This is a genomic window from uncultured Clostridium sp., assembly GCF_910588715.1.
In the GTDB taxonomy this organism is placed as follows: Bacteria; Bacillota; Clostridia; order Clostridiales; family Clostridiaceae; genus Clostridium.
The window spans coordinates 13,365-30,611 of the sequence record NZ_CAJURG010000015.1 but is presented as its reverse complement, the minus strand read 5'-3'; the positions used below and the strand labels follow the sequence as shown (position 1 = coordinate 30,611).

Below are 17,247 nucleotides of genomic sequence, written 5' to 3'. Positions count from 1 at the left end.
ACAAAATGAATATATTAAATTTATTGAACAAGTAGATAAATTAAAATTTGAAATGGAGAATAGTTTAAAAGAGTTAGAAGATAACTTTAATTCTTTAATGCAAAGGGCATTTAAGGGAGAGTTAATTAAATAGTAATTGAAAAAGAAAATTAAAAAATGACTATTGAACTATAGTTTAATATTATAATCAAAATGATTATTTAAGATTATGTTATAATAAATTTAACATAAATTAAGTGAGGTTTTAGGATAATGGAAAAAGAAATATTATATCATGGTAGTTACATGAAGATAGAATACCCAGAAATTCGTAAGCATAGATTTACAAAAGATTTTTCATGGGGATTTTACTGCACTATGATTAAGGAACAAGCTGAAAAATGGGCTAATAAATTTAATACTCCTATAGTAAATGTTTATGAAGTAAAAAAATTAGATACTTTAAATATAAAAGAATTTAAAGAATATAATGATGAATGGTTAGAATTTGTAGTAAATTGCCGCAGTGGTAATACCCATACATTTGATGTTGTTATTGGTCCTATGGCTGATGATACAATCTATGATTATATTGAAGCTTATAGATTAGGGCATATGAATAAAGAGAAATTTTTTGATTTAATGAAATTTAAATATCCAACTCATCAAATTAGTTTTCACACAATTAGGGCTTTAGATTCCATTGAATTTGTTAAGAGCTATACAATAGAACCATTAAAATAAGGAAGTGAAATAATGTATTTAGCAGTTAAAAGTGTAAAGGCTTTAGAAGAATATAAACTATTATTAACTTTTGAAAATAATGAACAAAAAATTTTTGATATGAAACCTTATTTAGAAAAAGGTATATTTCAAGAATTAAAAAATGAAAACTTATTTAGAACTGTTAAAGTAAGTTTTGACTCAATAGAATGGTCAAATGGAGCTGACATTGATCCAGAAGTTTTATATGATGATAGTTTATCATTAATATAATTTTATAAAGGTGATTATTATGAAAAAAGATTTTTACGTCTATCCTGGTATCTTTACTTTTGATGATGGAATTTCTGTAGAATTTCCAGATTTACCTGGATGTTTAACTTGTGGTGATACAATTGAGGAAGCTATACAACGAGCAAAAGAAGCTATGGGATTACACTTGTATGGAATGGAAATAGACGAGGATGAAATACCTAATCCAACACCTATTAAAAACATTGAATATGATAAAACACAAGCTTTAATTTTAATTGAGATTTATATGCCTCTATATAGAGAAATTAAAATTTGAAATGGAGAATAGTTTAAAAGAATTAGAATATAACTTTAATTCATTAATGCAAAGAGCATTTAAGAGAGAGTTAATTAAATAATAATTGAAAAAGGAAATTAAAAAATGACTATTGAACTATAGTTCAATAGGGAGATATTAAACTATAGTTTAATATTGAAATTTTAATTGATTAATTTAAGAGTTTAAATAATTTATAAAGGCTAAATATTCAATAGGGATATTTAGCCTTTTAGTTTAAGAATAAAAAATTTAATTGTAGTGCAATTTTATAAATTAAATTAGTTGATAATGAAACTGATATAAGAGAATTTCTAAAAATGTATTTTTCCAAATAATAACATATCTGATATAATGTTATTATAAATAAAGAATATTAAGAAAATGTAAACACTGAGAAAATAAAACAATCAATTGATTAAAAAATATTGATTTATTGATTAATTGATAGTATATTTTAATGGAGAGGGGACATAGTATATAATGAAAAATGAAAATAGTTATATTGCTACGAGAGAACAAGTAAGAGAGTTTATAGAAGAATTAAAAGAAGTTTTAAATTCACCACATTGTGATTTAGATATTTTACCTAAAAAAAAGGGTGAAGAATCACATGATCCATATACAACAGAAAATACATTAATTGATTTAGAATATGATACACATGATGTTAAAGCTCAATTAAAAAATTTAACTGAACATCAATATATAGAAACAATAAAGGATAATAAAAATGAAGACAGACCACACTTTTGGGTGTTTGGAAAAGAGATAAATTTAAAAGAAGTATATATTAAAGTTAAGATAAAAAATAGAGCAAAAAACAAAGTGTTTTGTGTATCTTTTCATTATGCAAGATATCCACTTAAAAATGGACCTTTTAAATAATTACTGGATAAAAAAAAGGAAAAGGTGATTGTATGGAATTAGATAGAAAAAGAATAGTTTATGATTGTCCATTATGCGATACTGAGCATGAAATAGATGTTAAAGTAGAGAAAAGTATAGCACTTATCAAAGGTAAAAAGGTAGAATACGATAAGATAGTATATTATTGTAATGAAGAAGATGATGAGTTTTGCCCAAGCAAGATAATGGACAAAAATTTATTAAGAGCAAGAGATGCTTATAGGGAAAATGAAGGTTTGCTTACTTCTAGAGAAATTAAAAATATAAGAGAAGTTTATAAGTTAAATCAAAAGGAATTTTCTAATTTATTAGGATGGGGAGATGTAACTATTCAAAGATATGAAACAAAAACCATCCAAGACTTAACTTATGATAGTATAATGAGAATGACATTAGAAAATCCAACATATTGTTTAGATATGTTGGAGAAAAATAAAGATAAGTTTTTAGAAAATAGATATGAACAAATAAAAGAATCCATTAAGGATATTATAAGAAATAAGGGAAATACTCATTTGATAATAGAAGAAATAAGAAACTTATATATTGATTTTGATAAAGAATGCGAATTAAATGGATTTAAAACTTTAGATATAAGTAAAGTAAATTCAGTTATAGGATATTTCTCTAATTATGTACCACAATTATATAAAGTTAAATTAATGAATTTATTATGGTATGTAGATTTTGTGTTTCATAAATTATACAATAAATCCATGACAGGATTAGTATATAAACATCTACAAATGGGAGCGGTTCCTATAGCGCATAATAAGCTTTTAGAGTTACCATCTATAAAGGTTAAAGAAGAAATGAACTATGATTATATAAGACATATAATATCTCCTATAAGAGAAATTTCTATTAATGAATTTTCATTAGAAGAATTAGGAGTGTTACAAAAAGTTGTAAGCTTTTTTAAGGAACTTGAAACTAAAGAAATAATTGAATATGTATATTGTGAAAAGGCTTATAAAGAAACAGAAATAGATGAAGTGATGTCATATAAATATTCAAAAGAATTAGTAGGGTTTTGATAAAAATTTAATTAAAGATATTTTTATATCATTAAATTTAATATTGAAATGTATTTTATATTCCCTAAGACCATTATATTAGGGAATTTATACATCTAGGGGGTCTATAATTATAAAAAATTATCTAAGTATTAAGGATTCAATTAGATGAAAATTATATACATATAGATAATAATACATTTATGTTATAAAGTATGGGGTGTATTAATTACATTAAAAATAAAAAAGAGTTGTATCATATTTAAGTTTTTAATATGATACAACTCTTTTTTATTATATTAAATTTACTAATCTGTTCTAAGTGCAGTAACAGGGTCTTTTTTTGCTGCTTTCCTTGATGGTATTAATCCACCAATAATAGTAAGAAGCATACTAAGTATAATTAATATTATTGCACTAGGTATAGGTAAGGAAGCATTAACATTATTTACGCCTAATAATGAATGAATAACAGAATTAATAGGAATTAATAATAATAATGAAATTCCAATTCCTAAAATTCCAGAACAAAATCCAATAATAAATGTTTCTGCATTAAATACTTGAGAAATATTGTGTTTTGATGCACCAATAGCACGTAAAATACCAATTTCTTTAGTTCTTTCCATTACAGAAATGAATGTAATAATTCCAATCATAATAGAAGAAACAATAAGTGAAACAGCTACAAAGGCAATTAATACATAGGATATAACATCAATTATTGTAGTAACAGAAGATAATAATATTCCAATATAATCTGTGTAACTAATTTTATCTTCTTCACTTGCAGTTAAATTATAATCTTTAATGCAATCAGAAATAGCTTCTTTATTTTCAAAGCTATCTGTATAAATATTAATTGAAGAAGGAGCATCTAAGCTTATTACACCAAAGGTAGCCATGTTATCATCATAAGTTCCTGTAGATATATATGCATCATAAATTTTAAGCAAAGTATCATTGTTTGGTGATGCTAAATAACTATCAAGCATTGTAGCAAGTTGTAGTTCGCTCATAGTTGATAAATCTTGTGTTAAACCTTGGTTTGGTGAATTTTGAAGGCCGCTTTGCTGCATAGAGTACATCATAGTTTTAAACAAGTTTGCTTTATCAGAAACACCAAGATTTTTTAAGTATTTTTTTGTATCTTCTATTTTTTCATTATCATTAGATGGTGAAAATTCCATTCCATTTAGTATATTAATAGTTGGATTTTCTTTTTGAGCTTTAACAATTTCACTATCATTTGTATATTGTATAATGTAATTAGTAAGAGCTCTTGTATAGCCTAGTGGAGTAGAAATTAATAAATTTTTATCATCATCTTTTGGACGAATAACACCTGTTATTTTTAGTTTTATAGCCTTATTCATTAATTTTTCCATTTCTAGTGTATCTTCTTTTATAGATTTAAATGTGCCATCACTGTTTTTAATAAAGGTATCACATTCAGGAATCATATAAAAATCTTTATTACATATATCTTCATAACTAAAGCTTTTATTTTCAATTGCGATTTCTTCACCATTTTCTATTTTCTTCATTAATTCTTTATATTCAGAACTAGGTAATATACCTAATTGATAAAGTCTATTACTAGAAACTTCATTATTTGAATCTAATACTAGTATAATTTCATTATAAGAATTAGGTCAAGCACCATATAATAAATCATAATTTTCTTTAAGTGTTTCACTTACTGATTCGCCATCTTTACTAGGAAGCAATTCACTAAAGTTATTTAAATTTGAAGCCATTGGTGAAACATTAGCCATTGGAGAGTTTTTACGCATTTCTATCATTGAAGACATAGAGCTATTTTTATCTATAAGTGTACTTCCATCTGTATTTACAAAAGTACCATTTGGATCAGTTGTATAAATACCGAACTTGGTATTATAAGAATATATAATACCATTTTCACCAACATATTTATTAATCTCACTATCAGGATTATCTAAATATTTTTTAAATGAAGTTAAGTTATTTTCAGTAAAACTACTTGTCATTGTAGATGCTATTTTAAAACTAGATCCATTTGAGTAAATTGCATTTAAGTCATGGTTATTATCATGAATTTCTCCTGCCATAGAACCACTAGAAGACATTATATTACTAAGATCAATTGTTTCAGCTTGAATTGATATTGGGTATGATGTCATGGTTTCTTTTTGAATATTGTCAATATAACTATTAACTCCATTACTAAGAGATAAAATTAATGCAATTCCAATTATGCCTATAGAACCAGCAAAGGATGTTAAAAGTGTTCTACCTTTCTTTGTTTTTAAATTATTAAAACTAAGGGATAATGCAGTTGATAATGACATAGATGCTTTACCCATATTTTCATGCTTAGGAGGAGCCATGTTTTTTGTATCAACTTCATAGGGGTTAGAGTCATCTATAATATGACCATCTTTTACTTTAACAATACGATTAGCATATTCTTCTGCTAATTCAGGGTTATGAGTTACCATAACAACTAATCTATCTTTAGCTACTTCTTTTAATAAGTCCATAACTTGAATGCTAGTTTCACTATCAAGTGCACCAGTTGGTTCATCTGCAAGTAATATTTCAGGATCATTTACTAAGGCCCTTGCAATAGCAACACGCTGCATTTGACCACCAGACATTTGATTAGGTTTTTTATGAAGTTGTTTTCCAAGACCTACTTTTTCTAAGGCTTCTTTTGCACGTCTTTTTCTTTCTGATTTTGATATGCCAGAAATGGTTAAGGCTAATTCAACATTTGAAAGAACCGTTTGATGGGGGATTAGATTATAACTTTGAAATACAAAGCCTATAGTATGATTTCTATAAGAATCCCAGTCTCTATCTTTGTACTTTTTAGTAGAAATTCCATTAATAATTAAATCACCACTATCGTAGCGATCAAGTCCTCCAATAACGTTTAATAAAGTTGTTTTTCCAGAGCCACTTGGGCCTAATATTGCAACGAATTCGTTATCTCTAAGATTTAAAGAAACTCCATCTAATGCTGTTTGTTCTAAGTCGCCTGTAACATATTTTTTATATATTTTTTGAATTTGAAGCATACTTTGTTTATTCCTCCTATTAGAATTAAAATTATAACCGCGTTTATTTCAAAAACATTATCCATATTATAGCATTTTTAAAAAATAAATATTATGAAATTTCTGTTAATTGAAAATAAGTACTATATTAATAAAAATAATTAAATCTATAATTTTTAATTGGCAAAGTTATTGCCAAATGAATTAACACTATTAATGATTTTAACGAGTTCTAAAGGGGAGTGGGGTAAATCATTTTCAAGCCAACCTTGAATAACATAAATGCAACCACCAACAGAATATCTTATAAAATAATCCATATTGGATTTAATGAATTTATTTGAATTACCACATAATTTTTCAAAGTCAGCTTTACTAGCAACAGATAAAATTCTCTCTAAGATTCTATTATCATTTTGTTTGCAAAATAAAATTTTACATAAGTCTTTATTTTCGGATATTAATTCAAGAACTCTAAGTAATAGTGAGTTTGAATATTCTTCAACAGGAGTTTCATCTATGTATTTAATAATTAGATTAAATAATTCATCTTCTATAGATTGAAGTAAGTCAAAGCAATCTTTATAATGTGTATAAAAAGTGCCTCTATTTATATCAGCTTTTTTACATACGTCTGTTACAGTAATTTGATGAATGTCTTTGTCTTGTAATAGTTCTATTAAACTATCTCTAATAATCTTTTTAGTATATATAATTCTACGGTTTCCTTTCACACCAGCCATAATTATTCTCCTTATTAAATTATTTTATTTAGATAATTTTAAACATAAGTGTCATTAAATATACAAATTAATTTAAATTGTACATTTAATAACGTTATTAAAAGATGTGATTATTGTCTATAAATATTAAATTTTGTATACTATTTATTGTACTATTAAATGTACATGGTGTCTATTTAATAGCTCTAACTAAAATAAGGAGAGAGGAAGATTTATATGGCGTACATAGAGGTAAAGGATGTATATAAGAGATATAAAATTGGAGAAAATATAGTTGTAGCAAATAATGGTATTAACTTTTCGATTGAAAAGGGAGAATTTGTTGTAATTTTAGGACCAAGCGGTGCTGGTAAATCAACAATTCTTAATATATTAGGTGGAATGGATAATTGTGATGAAGGAAAAATAATAATTGATGAAACAGACATATCAAAGTTTAAGGATAAAGAGCTTACTAAATATAGAAGATATGATGTAGGATTTGTATTTCAATTCTATAATTTAGTTCAAAATTTAACGGCAAGGGAAAATATAGAACTTGCAACGCAAATATCAAATAACTCATTAGATGTAGAGAAAACGATTGAATTAGTTGGTCTTGGACATAGAAAAGATAATTTCCCATCACAGTTATCTGGTGGAGAACAGCAAAGAGTTTCTATTGCAAGGGCAATAGCAAAAAATCCAAAATTATTACTTTGTGATGAACCAACAGGTGCTCTTGATTATAAAACAGGTAAACAAGTTTTAAAAACTTTACAAGATACATGCAAAAAAATGGGAACAACAGTTGTTGTTATAACTCATAATTCTGCAATTGCACAAATGGCTGATAGAGTTATAAAAATTAATGATGCTAAGGTTAGAAGTATGAATATTAATTCTAAGCCTCTTTCAGTTGAAGAAATTGAGTGGTAGAGGTAAATTTCATGGAAAAAAAGTCATATAAAAAATCAATAATAAGAGAAATAACATCATCAAAGGCAAGATTTATTTCAATATTAGTAATAATATTTTTAGGTGTTGCATTTTACTCTGGAATAAAATCAACAAAGCCTGATATGAATAAATCAATAAATAAATTTTATAATTCACAAAACCTTATGGACAGTAAAATTATTTCAACATTAGGATTAGTTGATAATGATTTAGAAATACTTAAAGGTGATGAAAATATATTAGATTTTTATGGAACACATACTATAGATGCTAATTTAACAAATAAAAATAAATTAGTAAAGTTTATGGAATATAATTCTAAAAACAATATAAATAAATTTATTGTAGTAGAGGGAAGGCTTCCAGAAAATCCAGGGGAAATAGCATTAGATGAAAGAGCTTTTAAATTAGATGAAAATTTAAGGCTTGGTGATGAGTATATAATTGAATCTGATGAAGAAACTATGAAATCTTTTAAAGAAGACAAATATAGTGTTGTTGGAATAGTAAAAAGTCCAATATATATTGAAAAGGGTTCAAGAGGGGTTACATCTATCGGAAAGGGAACAATAGATTATTTTGCAGTATTAAATAGTGAAGATATTTCTATGAATGTATATACAGAAATTTATTTAAGATTTAAAAATGTACAAGGTTTAGATACTTATAGTGATGAATATGAAGATTTAATGGAAGAAAATAATAAGTACTTAGAAAATTTATTTGCTAATAGATCAATAAGTAGAGCAGAAGAAATAAGGAATGATTTAAAAAATAAATTTGGAGCAATGTATGAAAGTTTAGGTACACTTGATAGTATAGGAGAAAGTAAATATTATTTCTTTGACAGAACTGATAATCCTGGATATTCAGGATATAAGGATTCTATAAATTGTTTAGGGAATATTGCATCAGTATTACCGGTATTTTTCTTTTTAGTTGCAATATTAATTTGTTTAACAACAATGACTAGAATGGTAGAAGAAAATAGATTAGAGATAGGAACTTTAAAAGCTTTAGGATATAAAGATTTGGAAATATCCTGGAAGTATATAATATATGCTTCAATAGCAAGTATTTTAGGATGTGTTTTAGGAATATTAATTGGATGTTCAGTACTGCCTAGTATAATTAGTAATGCTTATGGAAGTATGTATAATGTACCTAAAATAACGCTTTATTATTACCCAGCATATATAATTCAATCTATGGTTATATCAATTTTATGTACTGTTGGAGCAGCTATATTTGTTATTAAGATTGAGCTAAAGAGTAAGCCTGCCGATTTAATGAGGCCTAAGGCACCAAAGATAGGGAAAAAAATATTATTAGAAAGAATTACACCATTATGGAGAAGGTTAAGTTTTAATTATAAAGTAACTTTAAGAAATATTTTCAGATATAAACAGCGTATGATAATGACTGTATTAGGTATAGCAGGATGCATGGCATTACTTGTAACTGGATTTGGGTTAAAGGATTCTAATTCGGGAATGGTAAATAAAGAATTTGATAAAGTTTGGAAATACGAGGCTATGGTAATATTTAATCCAAATTCTAGTGATGAAGAGGTTAAAGGTTATGAGAATACATTAAATCAAATAAGTGGGTATGAGGATAGTGTAAATATTCATCAAGAATCAATAACATTTAATAAAGAAGGAATGAACAAGCAAATAGCAAGTTTATATGTTCCAAAAGATGTTGATAAATTTAATGATTTTATATTATTAGATGATAGAGTTTCAGGAGAAGTTTATAAATTAGATGATGATGGAGTTATTATTAGTGAAAAGTTAGCTAAGCTTTTAGGGGTATCTGTTAATGATACAATAACATTAAAAAATGAAAGCAATGATAGTTATGATGTTAAGATAAGTAAGATAACTGAAAATTATCTGGGTCATTATGTATATGTATCACCATCATATTATAAAAAAATATTTAATAAGGAACCTATATATAATACTCAATTTATAAACTTTAACAATGATAAAGAAAGTGACGATGAAATTTCTTCAAAGCTTTTAGGGTGTGATAATGTAGCTAATGTTACTTTAAAATCACAAATTCAAAAAACTACAGAGGATTCAAATAATAGTATGAATTTAGTTATGGTAGTAATAATAGTAGCAGCAGGGTCTCTTGCATTTGTAGTTTTATATAATTTAAATAATATAAATGTATCAGAGCGTATAAGAGAATTATCTACTATTAAGGTACTTGGATTCTTTAATAATGAAGTAACTATGTATATATCAAGAGAAAATATAATTTTAACATTACTTGGAGTAATTACAGGGTCAGTATTAGGAAAGTTATTGCATAAATTTATAATTAATACAGCGGAAACAGATACAATGATGATGTATCCAAATATTTCAATTGTTAGTTATATACTATCTGCATTATTAACTATATTATTTTCAGTTATAGTTATGTTTTTAATGCACATTAAGCTTAAAAAAGTAAATATGATTGATGCTTTAAAATCTAATGAATAAAAAATAATAATTTTATATACTTTAAGCTAGGTAATAAAAATTACCTAGTTTTTTTGATTAAAATATCCATTGATTTACTTAAAATTTAAAACTTACTTACTAAATTTTTATTTAATAGTTGTTAATTGTTACAAAAAAATAAAAATATTTGAATATTTTGCGTTAAAGGAATATTATGTATTATATAGATAGTATTTTAATAATGGAGGGATAAATGAGAGGATTGGGAAGTTTATACAAAGTGAAGCTTATAGATATAATTATAATTTTTATGACATTCTTATGCTTTATTGGAACATTATTATTAAATGGATTAAATTTTTATAATTATAGAAAATCACAATTTAAATTAAAGGAAAATGATTTGTATCAATATGCAAGTGAATGTAAAAATTTTGTGGATCAGTATTTTGAGTATAATTTTGAGGTTTTAAATTATTTAAAAAGTTATCCAGAAATATATAATATGAATTGGGATGAACAATATGATTTTTTAAGAGATGATAAAAGGTTTTTTAATTTTGAGCGTTTTATGATTGTTGATACTAATGGGAAGGTGTATTATGCAAATGATGATAAAAATGAAATAAAGGATCAGTCAACGGAAGAGTTTTTTGGAGATGTAATTAATAACGAAAGATTTTTAACTGAACCATTTATCCAAGAGAATGAAAAGATAGCAATTGTAACTTTAAGTGTATCTATATATAAAGATAATGAGAAGGTCGGAGCTTTATGTGGTGTTCTTGATTTAGCTAAAATTTATAAGATGTTTGAGGATAAAAGAGTTGGTACAAATGGATACAGCTTTTTAATTAATAAAAATGGAGATTATATTGCACATAAGAATAATCAGTATATTTTTGAAGATAATAACTTTTTTAAGCAATTAAGTAATGAAGAAAATGATATGAATTTAATAGAAGAAAGAATAAAAAATAATAGTAGAAAATTAATGAAAATCAAACTAGATAATAAGCAATATTATTTAAGTTCAATAGAATTAGATTGCAAAGATTGGAATTTGATGTTTATTATACCTGAATCAGAATTTTTATTAGAATTAAATGATTTTATCTTTTCAGAAGGCTTAGCTATTGTGTTTGGTATATTATTTATTATATTAGGAGTAAGGCTATTTTTTAAAGCTGTAGAAAATCAAAAATTAGCTTATACTGATTCACTAACTAATATTAGTAATAGAGCAGCAATTGATATTATGTTTGAAAAATTAGAATATAATTATAAATCTAGTGTTATAATTATATGTTTTGACTTAAATGATTTTAAATATATTAATGATAATTATGGTCATCATATTGGAGATAAATTGCTTTGTGAATTTGCAAACATAATGTATAAAAGCTTTGGGAAAATAGGCTTTGTAGGAAGAATGGGTGGAGATGAGTTCATAGCTATTTTAAATAATAAAAATATTAATGAATTACAAACAAAGTTTAAGGAAATGGATAAGTTGATTTGTCAATATAATGATAATAGCCTTTATGAAATAAATATATCATATGGATATGAAGTTAGAGAATCAGGAAATACTGTTTCTTTGATAAATATTTATAAAAATGCTGATAAAAATATGTATGATTATAAAAGAGGATATAAGGAATCTAAGGCTTCTTGTATATAAATGTTTTAGAAAAGATTGATTTACATGGTAAAGGTTTAAATAAAAATTTTCTAATAAATATTTTATTCCTCTATTATTAATTTAAACAAAGTTAAATTTATTTCTCATAGATATATATAATTAAATCAAAGAAAATTTTTAAATAACATAAAAAAGTAAAAGTAGCTTTTTTATGTTATTTTTTTATAAGATTTATAGTTATTGATAACTCACACTTAATATTTTATACTAAGTTGTATAAATAATTAAGGTATACGATAAAAAATAATATTAATTTATAGAATACAATAAATATATTTTATTTATTATGTAAATTATAAAAATATAAATTAAGTAGATAGGGGGAAAAGACATGAAATCATTAAAGATTTCCTGTACCGAAAGAACTAGAAATTATTTTTTTACAGATAGAGAAACCATAGAAGTTGGTACAACTGACTACACTGATGTAGCAGCTGCTGTAGTTAATGAAAGTGATATAGAAATTATAAACGATATTTATGATACGAGATTTGGAATATCCATATTTGTTTTAGCTGAAACTAATGAAATTAATGAGGAAATAATAAATAAAGTACATAAAATAATAAATATTAATGAATTAAATGAGGAAAAATTTAGCGAAGAATTAAATAATGCAGCTGATAAATATGAAGAAGAGATGTTACCACCATTTTTTGATGTTTTAAGTGAGTATTCAAGAAGAGGAAATTTACAATTTGCCTGTCCTGGTCATCAAGGTGGTCAATATTTTGTTAAGCACCCAGCGGGAAGGGCTATGTATGAATTTTTTGGTGAAAACATATTTAAGTCAGATATATGTAATGCTGATGTTGATTTAGGGGATTTATTAATACATGAAGGACCAGCTATGTCTGCACAAGCTTATGCAGCAAAGGTATATAATGCTGATAAAACATATTTTGTAATGAATGGAACAAGTACATCTAATTCTGTAGTTATAAATGCAATAGTTTCTCCAGGTGATTTAGTTTTATTTGATAGAAATAATCACAAATCAATATATAATTCAGCTTTAGTTTCATCTGCAGGAAAGCCAGTATATTTAGAAACTTCACGTAATCCATTTGGATTTATTGGTGGAATAGATGCTCATTGTTTTAATGAAGAGTATTTAAGAAATGAAGCAGCTAAAGTTGATAGTGAAAAGGCAAAAGAAAAGAGACCATTTAGATTAGCTGTTATTCAACTTGGAACTTATGATGGAACTATATATAATGCAAGACAAGTAGTTGATAAGATAGGTCATCTTTGTGATTATATTTTATTTGATTCAGCATGGGTTGGATATGAACAGTTTATACCAATGATGAGGGAGTGTTCTCCATTATTATTAGATTTAAAGCCAGATGATCCTGGAATATTAGTTACACAATCTATACATAAACAACAAGCAGGATTTTCACAAACATCTCAAATCCATAAAAAAGATAGCCATTTAAAGGGTCAAAAGCGTTATGTAGATCATAAGAGATTTAATAATGCTTATATGTTATATGCATCAACAAGTCCATTTTATCCTTTATTTGCAGCACTAGATGTTAATGCAAGAATGCAAGATGGAGAAGCAGGAAAAAAACTTTGGGCAGATTGTATAAAGGTTGGTGTAGAGGCTAGAAAAGATGTTTTAGAAAGATGCAAATTATTAAAGCCATTTATTCCACCTGAAGTTAAAGGAAAGTTATGGCAAGATTATTCTACAGAAAAAATAGCAAATAATATTGAGTTTTTTAAATTTTATCCAGGGGAAAAGTGGCATTCATTTGAAGGGTATGGAGAAAATCAATACTTTGTAGACCCTAATAAATTTATGCTAACAACACCGGGAATAAATGTAGAGACTGGGGAGTATGAAGATTTTGGTATACCAGCAACTATTTTAGCAAACTATTTAAGAGATCATAGAGTTGTGCCAGAGAAAAATGATTTAAATTCAATATTATTTTTATTAACACCAGCAGAAAGTACTTCAAAAATGAAGGGACTTGTAGATCATTTAGTAAGATTTGAAAAACTTATAAATGAAGATGCTCCATTAAGTAAAGTTTTGCCTAAGTTATATGCTAAATACGAGAATCGTTATAAGGGTTATACAATAAGACAGTTATGTCAAGAAATGCATGATTTTTATAAGAAAAATGATGCAAAGACTTATCAAAAGTTATTGTTTAGAAGAGAGTATCTTCCAGAATACGTTATGAATCCTAATGAAGCAAATATTGAACTTAAAAGAAATAATGCTAAATTAGTACCTTTAAGTGATATAGTTGGAGAAATAGCATTAGAAGGTGCTCTTCCTTATCCACCAGGAGTATTTTGTGTAGTTCCAGGTGAAAGGTGGAATGTTGTAGCTCAAAGATATTTTTCAATTTTAGAAGAGGGGATTAATAAGTTCCCAGGATTTGCTCCAGAAATACAAGGAGTTTATCTTGAAAAAGAAGATGGTAAGGTAGTAGCTTACGGATATGTTTTAGATAAATAAAGAAATATTGTATACAAAAACTTCATCCTAAAATCTAGGATGAAGTTTTTTGCTTATTGGTAACTATACCAAAAATATCAGCATAAAATAATAATAAACTAATATTTTATAATTAATTATTTAAATGAGAGGAAATAAGGAGTATTATATGGCGATACAATTATTTGTTCCAACCTTTAGAATAGATGAATGTTTAGCTGAAATTAAGGAATGTCTTGAAAAAGGGTGGACAGGAATAGGATATAAAACAGTTGAATTTGAAGAAAAGTGGAAAGCATATACTAGATTAAATAATGCTCATTTTTTAAATTCTGATACAGCTGCGCTTCATTTAGCAGTTAAAGTTTTTAAAATACAAAATGGATGGAATGATGGTGATGAAATAATTTCTACACCATTAACATTTGTATCAAGTAATCATGCTATTATGTATGAAAACTTAAAAGTAGTCTTTGCTGATGTAGATAAATATTTATGCTTAGATCCAAGGGATGTTGAGAAAAAAATTACTGATAAAACAAGAGCTATTATGTTTGTTGGGTTAGGTGGAAATGTAGGGCAATATAAAGAAATAGTAAAACTTTGCAGAAAGTATAATTTAAAGCTTATATTAGATGCAGCACATATGGCTGGAACAAAATTAGATGGAGAAATAGTTGGAAAAGATGCAGATGTAGTATGTTATTCTTTTCAAGCTGTAAAAAACTTGCCTACAGCAGATTCAGGAATTATTTGTTTTAAGAAAAAAGAAGATGATGAATTAGTAAGAAAACTTAGCTGGTTAGGCATTGATAAGGATACTTATGCAAGGGATAAAGGAAATTATAAGTGGAAGTATGAGGTTGATTATTTAGGATATAAATATAATGGCAATTCAATTATGGCAGCTATGGCTCTTGTTCAATAAAGTATTTAGAGGAAGATAATAAATATCGTAGACAATTAGCAAAATGGTATGATGAATACTTTGATAATAGTGAAAAGAAGGTAGAGAAAATAGGAATTTCTGATGGTTGTGAATCTAGCAGACATCTTTATATTATAGCTGCTGATAACAGAGATGAATTAATTACTAAATTAAATGAAAATGGAATTTTCCCAGGAGTTCATTACAGAGATAATACAGAGTATAATGTTTATCCCTGTGAAAAGGGATGTTGTCCATATGCAAAATATATGAGTGAAAGAATAATTTCTTTGCCTTTGCATTTAAGATTGACCAAAGATGATATTAAATATATTTGTGAAAAAGTATTATTATATATTAAATAATAAAAAGGCTGAGTAGTGATTTAACACTCAGCTTTTTTTATTGATAATTTTTTATAATATATTTAATTATAGCTGCTATATTTTGAGTATCAATAATTGATAAATCACTATAGATGGGTAAGGTTAGAATTCTATCGGCAATGTATTTTGAAACAGGCAAGTTATAATTATAAAAATAATTTTTATAACAATTAAAATCTGTAGTAAGTGGATAAAAATATTTACGAGTAAATACATTATATTCTTTTAATTTTTCATACAATAAGTTTCTATCTATACCTAATATTTTTTCATTTATTAAAATTGGAAAATAAGAATAGTTGTGCTTAACACCGTTAATATCATTTAAATAGTATATTCCGGATATATCTTTAAAAGAATTTTTATAAGTTTCTGATATTAATTTTCTTTTTTGTATATTGATATCTATATATTTTAAGTTAGCTAATCCCATTGCAGCTTGAAATTCATTCATTTTTGCATTTTCTCCAACTGAATCAACGGTTTCATATCCTGTTATTCCAAAGTTTTTAAGCATATTTAGAGTATCTGTAAGACTTTTATCCTTATAGGTTAATACTCCCCCTTCAATAGAATTAAAAACCTTAGTAGCATGAAGTGAAAACATTGAGATGTCTCCGAAATTTCCAATTCCAATACCATTTATTTCAACCCCAAAGGCATGTGCAGAATCATATATAACTTTTAAATTATATTTTTTTGCAATTTCATTTATTTTATCTACATCACAAGGATAACCAAATACATGAACTGGTATTATTGCAGAAGTTTTATCTGTTATAAGAGATTCTATTTTATTTACATCAATAGTAAAATCGGTATTATTAATATCGCAAAAAACTGGAGTTAAATTATTAAGAACTATTGCATGAGTTGTAGATGCAAAAGTGAAAGCTGTTGTTATTACTTCACCGGTAAGATTAAGAGCTTTTATTGCTATATCTAAAGCAGAATGACCATTAGTAAATAGTACTGAGTTAGGAACATTTAAATAATTAGATAAGTCTATTTGAAATTTATTATGAATGGGCCCATTATTAGTTAATAAATTAGTTTTCCATATGTCTTTTATAATATCCACATATTCATTTAGAGGAGGTAAACTAGATTTTGTAACCTGAATTTTATTTTTAAACTTGTGCATTTTGTTCACATCCTTGTAGGTTGATTAAATAAACATTAACTTATAAATATATTAAAATAAAATTAGTTTTTTTATATAAGTTTAGAGGGTTCACAATTATAATACTCTAGTCTAATTTACTATCTTATTCCATCTGTTAATTCCATTATTGAATTCACAATTATAATATTCTAGCTTGATTAAAAATGTTAATAAGGATATGAAATTATATTTTTTATTAAGTAAATAGTTATT

Annotated in this window: 11 protein-coding genes and 3 pseudogenes; 11 read left to right on the top strand and 3 right to left on the bottom strand. The window is 25.8% G+C overall.

The window, feature by feature from the left end:
* The 6 genes and pseudogenes from QZ321_RS12080 to QZ321_RS12055 all read left to right on the top strand — a co-directional run.
* Positions 1 to 133 (top strand): annotated as a pseudogene (locus tag QZ321_RS12080) (restriction endonuclease subunit S); the annotation flags it as partial.
* A 119-nt stretch (positions 134 to 252) separates the two neighbouring features.
* On the top strand, positions 253 to 723 hold the full coding sequence (locus tag QZ321_RS12075) for a DUF3990 domain-containing protein (protein ID WP_291739718.1): 471 nt from the start codon (positions 253 to 255) through the stop codon (positions 721 to 723).
* A gap of 12 nt (positions 724 to 735) precedes the next feature.
* Positions 736 to 975, top strand: a complete 240-nt coding sequence (locus tag QZ321_RS12070) for a DUF2442 domain-containing protein (protein ID WP_291747336.1) — start codon at positions 736 to 738, stop codon at positions 973 to 975.
* 19 nt (positions 976 to 994) lie between these two features.
* Positions 995 to 1,273 carry a type II toxin-antitoxin system HicB family antitoxin gene (locus tag QZ321_RS12065; RefSeq protein ID WP_291747334.1) on the top strand — a complete coding sequence of 93 codons (279 nt, stop codon included), beginning with the start codon at positions 995 to 997 and terminating at the stop codon, positions 1,271 to 1,273.
* A gap of 483 nt (positions 1,274 to 1,756) precedes the next feature.
* Entirely contained in the window at positions 1,757 to 2,161 is a 405-nt protein-coding gene (locus QZ321_RS12060; protein ID WP_291739721.1) for a type II toxin-antitoxin system MqsR family toxin, read from the top strand.
* 32 nt (positions 2,162 to 2,193) lie between these two features.
* Positions 2,194 to 3,219: a type II TA system antitoxin MqsA family protein gene (locus QZ321_RS12055; RefSeq protein ID WP_291747333.1), complete on the top strand. Its 1,026-nt coding sequence runs from the start codon at positions 2,194 to 2,196 to the stop codon at positions 3,217 to 3,219.
* A gap of 287 nt (positions 3,220 to 3,506) precedes the next feature.
* Here QZ321_RS12055 and QZ321_RS12050 read toward each other — a convergent pair.
* Both QZ321_RS12050 and QZ321_RS12045 read right to left on the bottom strand, forming a co-directional pair.
* Positions 3,507 to 6,263 (bottom strand): annotated as a pseudogene (locus QZ321_RS12050) (ABC transporter ATP-binding protein/permease).
* A gap of 155 nt (positions 6,264 to 6,418) precedes the next feature.
* Complete coding sequence (locus QZ321_RS12045; RefSeq protein ID WP_291739727.1) at positions 6,419 to 6,985, bottom strand: TetR/AcrR family transcriptional regulator; 567 nt, start codon at positions 6,983 to 6,985, stop codon at positions 6,419 to 6,421.
* 216 nt (positions 6,986 to 7,201) lie between these two features.
* Between QZ321_RS12045 and QZ321_RS12040 the strand changes: the two genes are divergently transcribed.
* From QZ321_RS12040 to QZ321_RS12020, 5 genes and pseudogenes are all read left to right on the top strand, one after another.
* A complete protein-coding gene (locus QZ321_RS12040; RefSeq protein ID WP_291739729.1) occupies positions 7,202 to 7,903 on the top strand; it encodes an ABC transporter ATP-binding protein in 702 nt (233 codons plus the stop codon).
* Positions 7,904 to 7,914: 11 nt separating this feature from the next.
* Complete coding sequence (locus QZ321_RS12035) at positions 7,915 to 10,428, top strand: ABC transporter permease (RefSeq protein WP_291747331.1); 2,514 nt, start codon at positions 7,915 to 7,917, stop codon at positions 10,426 to 10,428.
* 214 nt (positions 10,429 to 10,642) lie between these two features.
* Positions 10,643 to 12,073, top strand: coding sequence for a sensor domain-containing diguanylate cyclase (locus QZ321_RS12030; RefSeq protein ID WP_291747328.1), 1,431 nt, complete (start codon positions 10,643 to 10,645; stop codon positions 12,071 to 12,073).
* A gap of 352 nt (positions 12,074 to 12,425) precedes the next feature.
* Positions 12,426 to 14,576: an ornithine decarboxylase gene (gene speC / locus QZ321_RS12025; RefSeq protein ID WP_291747326.1), complete on the top strand. Its 2,151-nt coding sequence runs from the start codon at positions 12,426 to 12,428 to the stop codon at positions 14,574 to 14,576.
* A gap of 124 nt (positions 14,577 to 14,700) precedes the next feature.
* Positions 14,701 to 15,848, top strand: a pseudogene (locus QZ321_RS12020) (DegT/DnrJ/EryC1/StrS family aminotransferase).
* A 37-nt stretch (positions 15,849 to 15,885) separates the two neighbouring features.
* On the opposite strand, the gene QZ321_RS12010 reads toward QZ321_RS12020, so the two are convergent.
* The gene (locus tag QZ321_RS12010) at positions 15,886 to 17,013 is read right to left on the bottom strand and encodes a DegT/DnrJ/EryC1/StrS family aminotransferase (RefSeq protein ID WP_291747322.1); all 1,128 of its coding nucleotides are present in this window, start codon (positions 17,011 to 17,013) and stop codon (positions 15,886 to 15,888) included.
* Positions 17,014 to 17,247 lie beyond the last annotated feature (234 nt).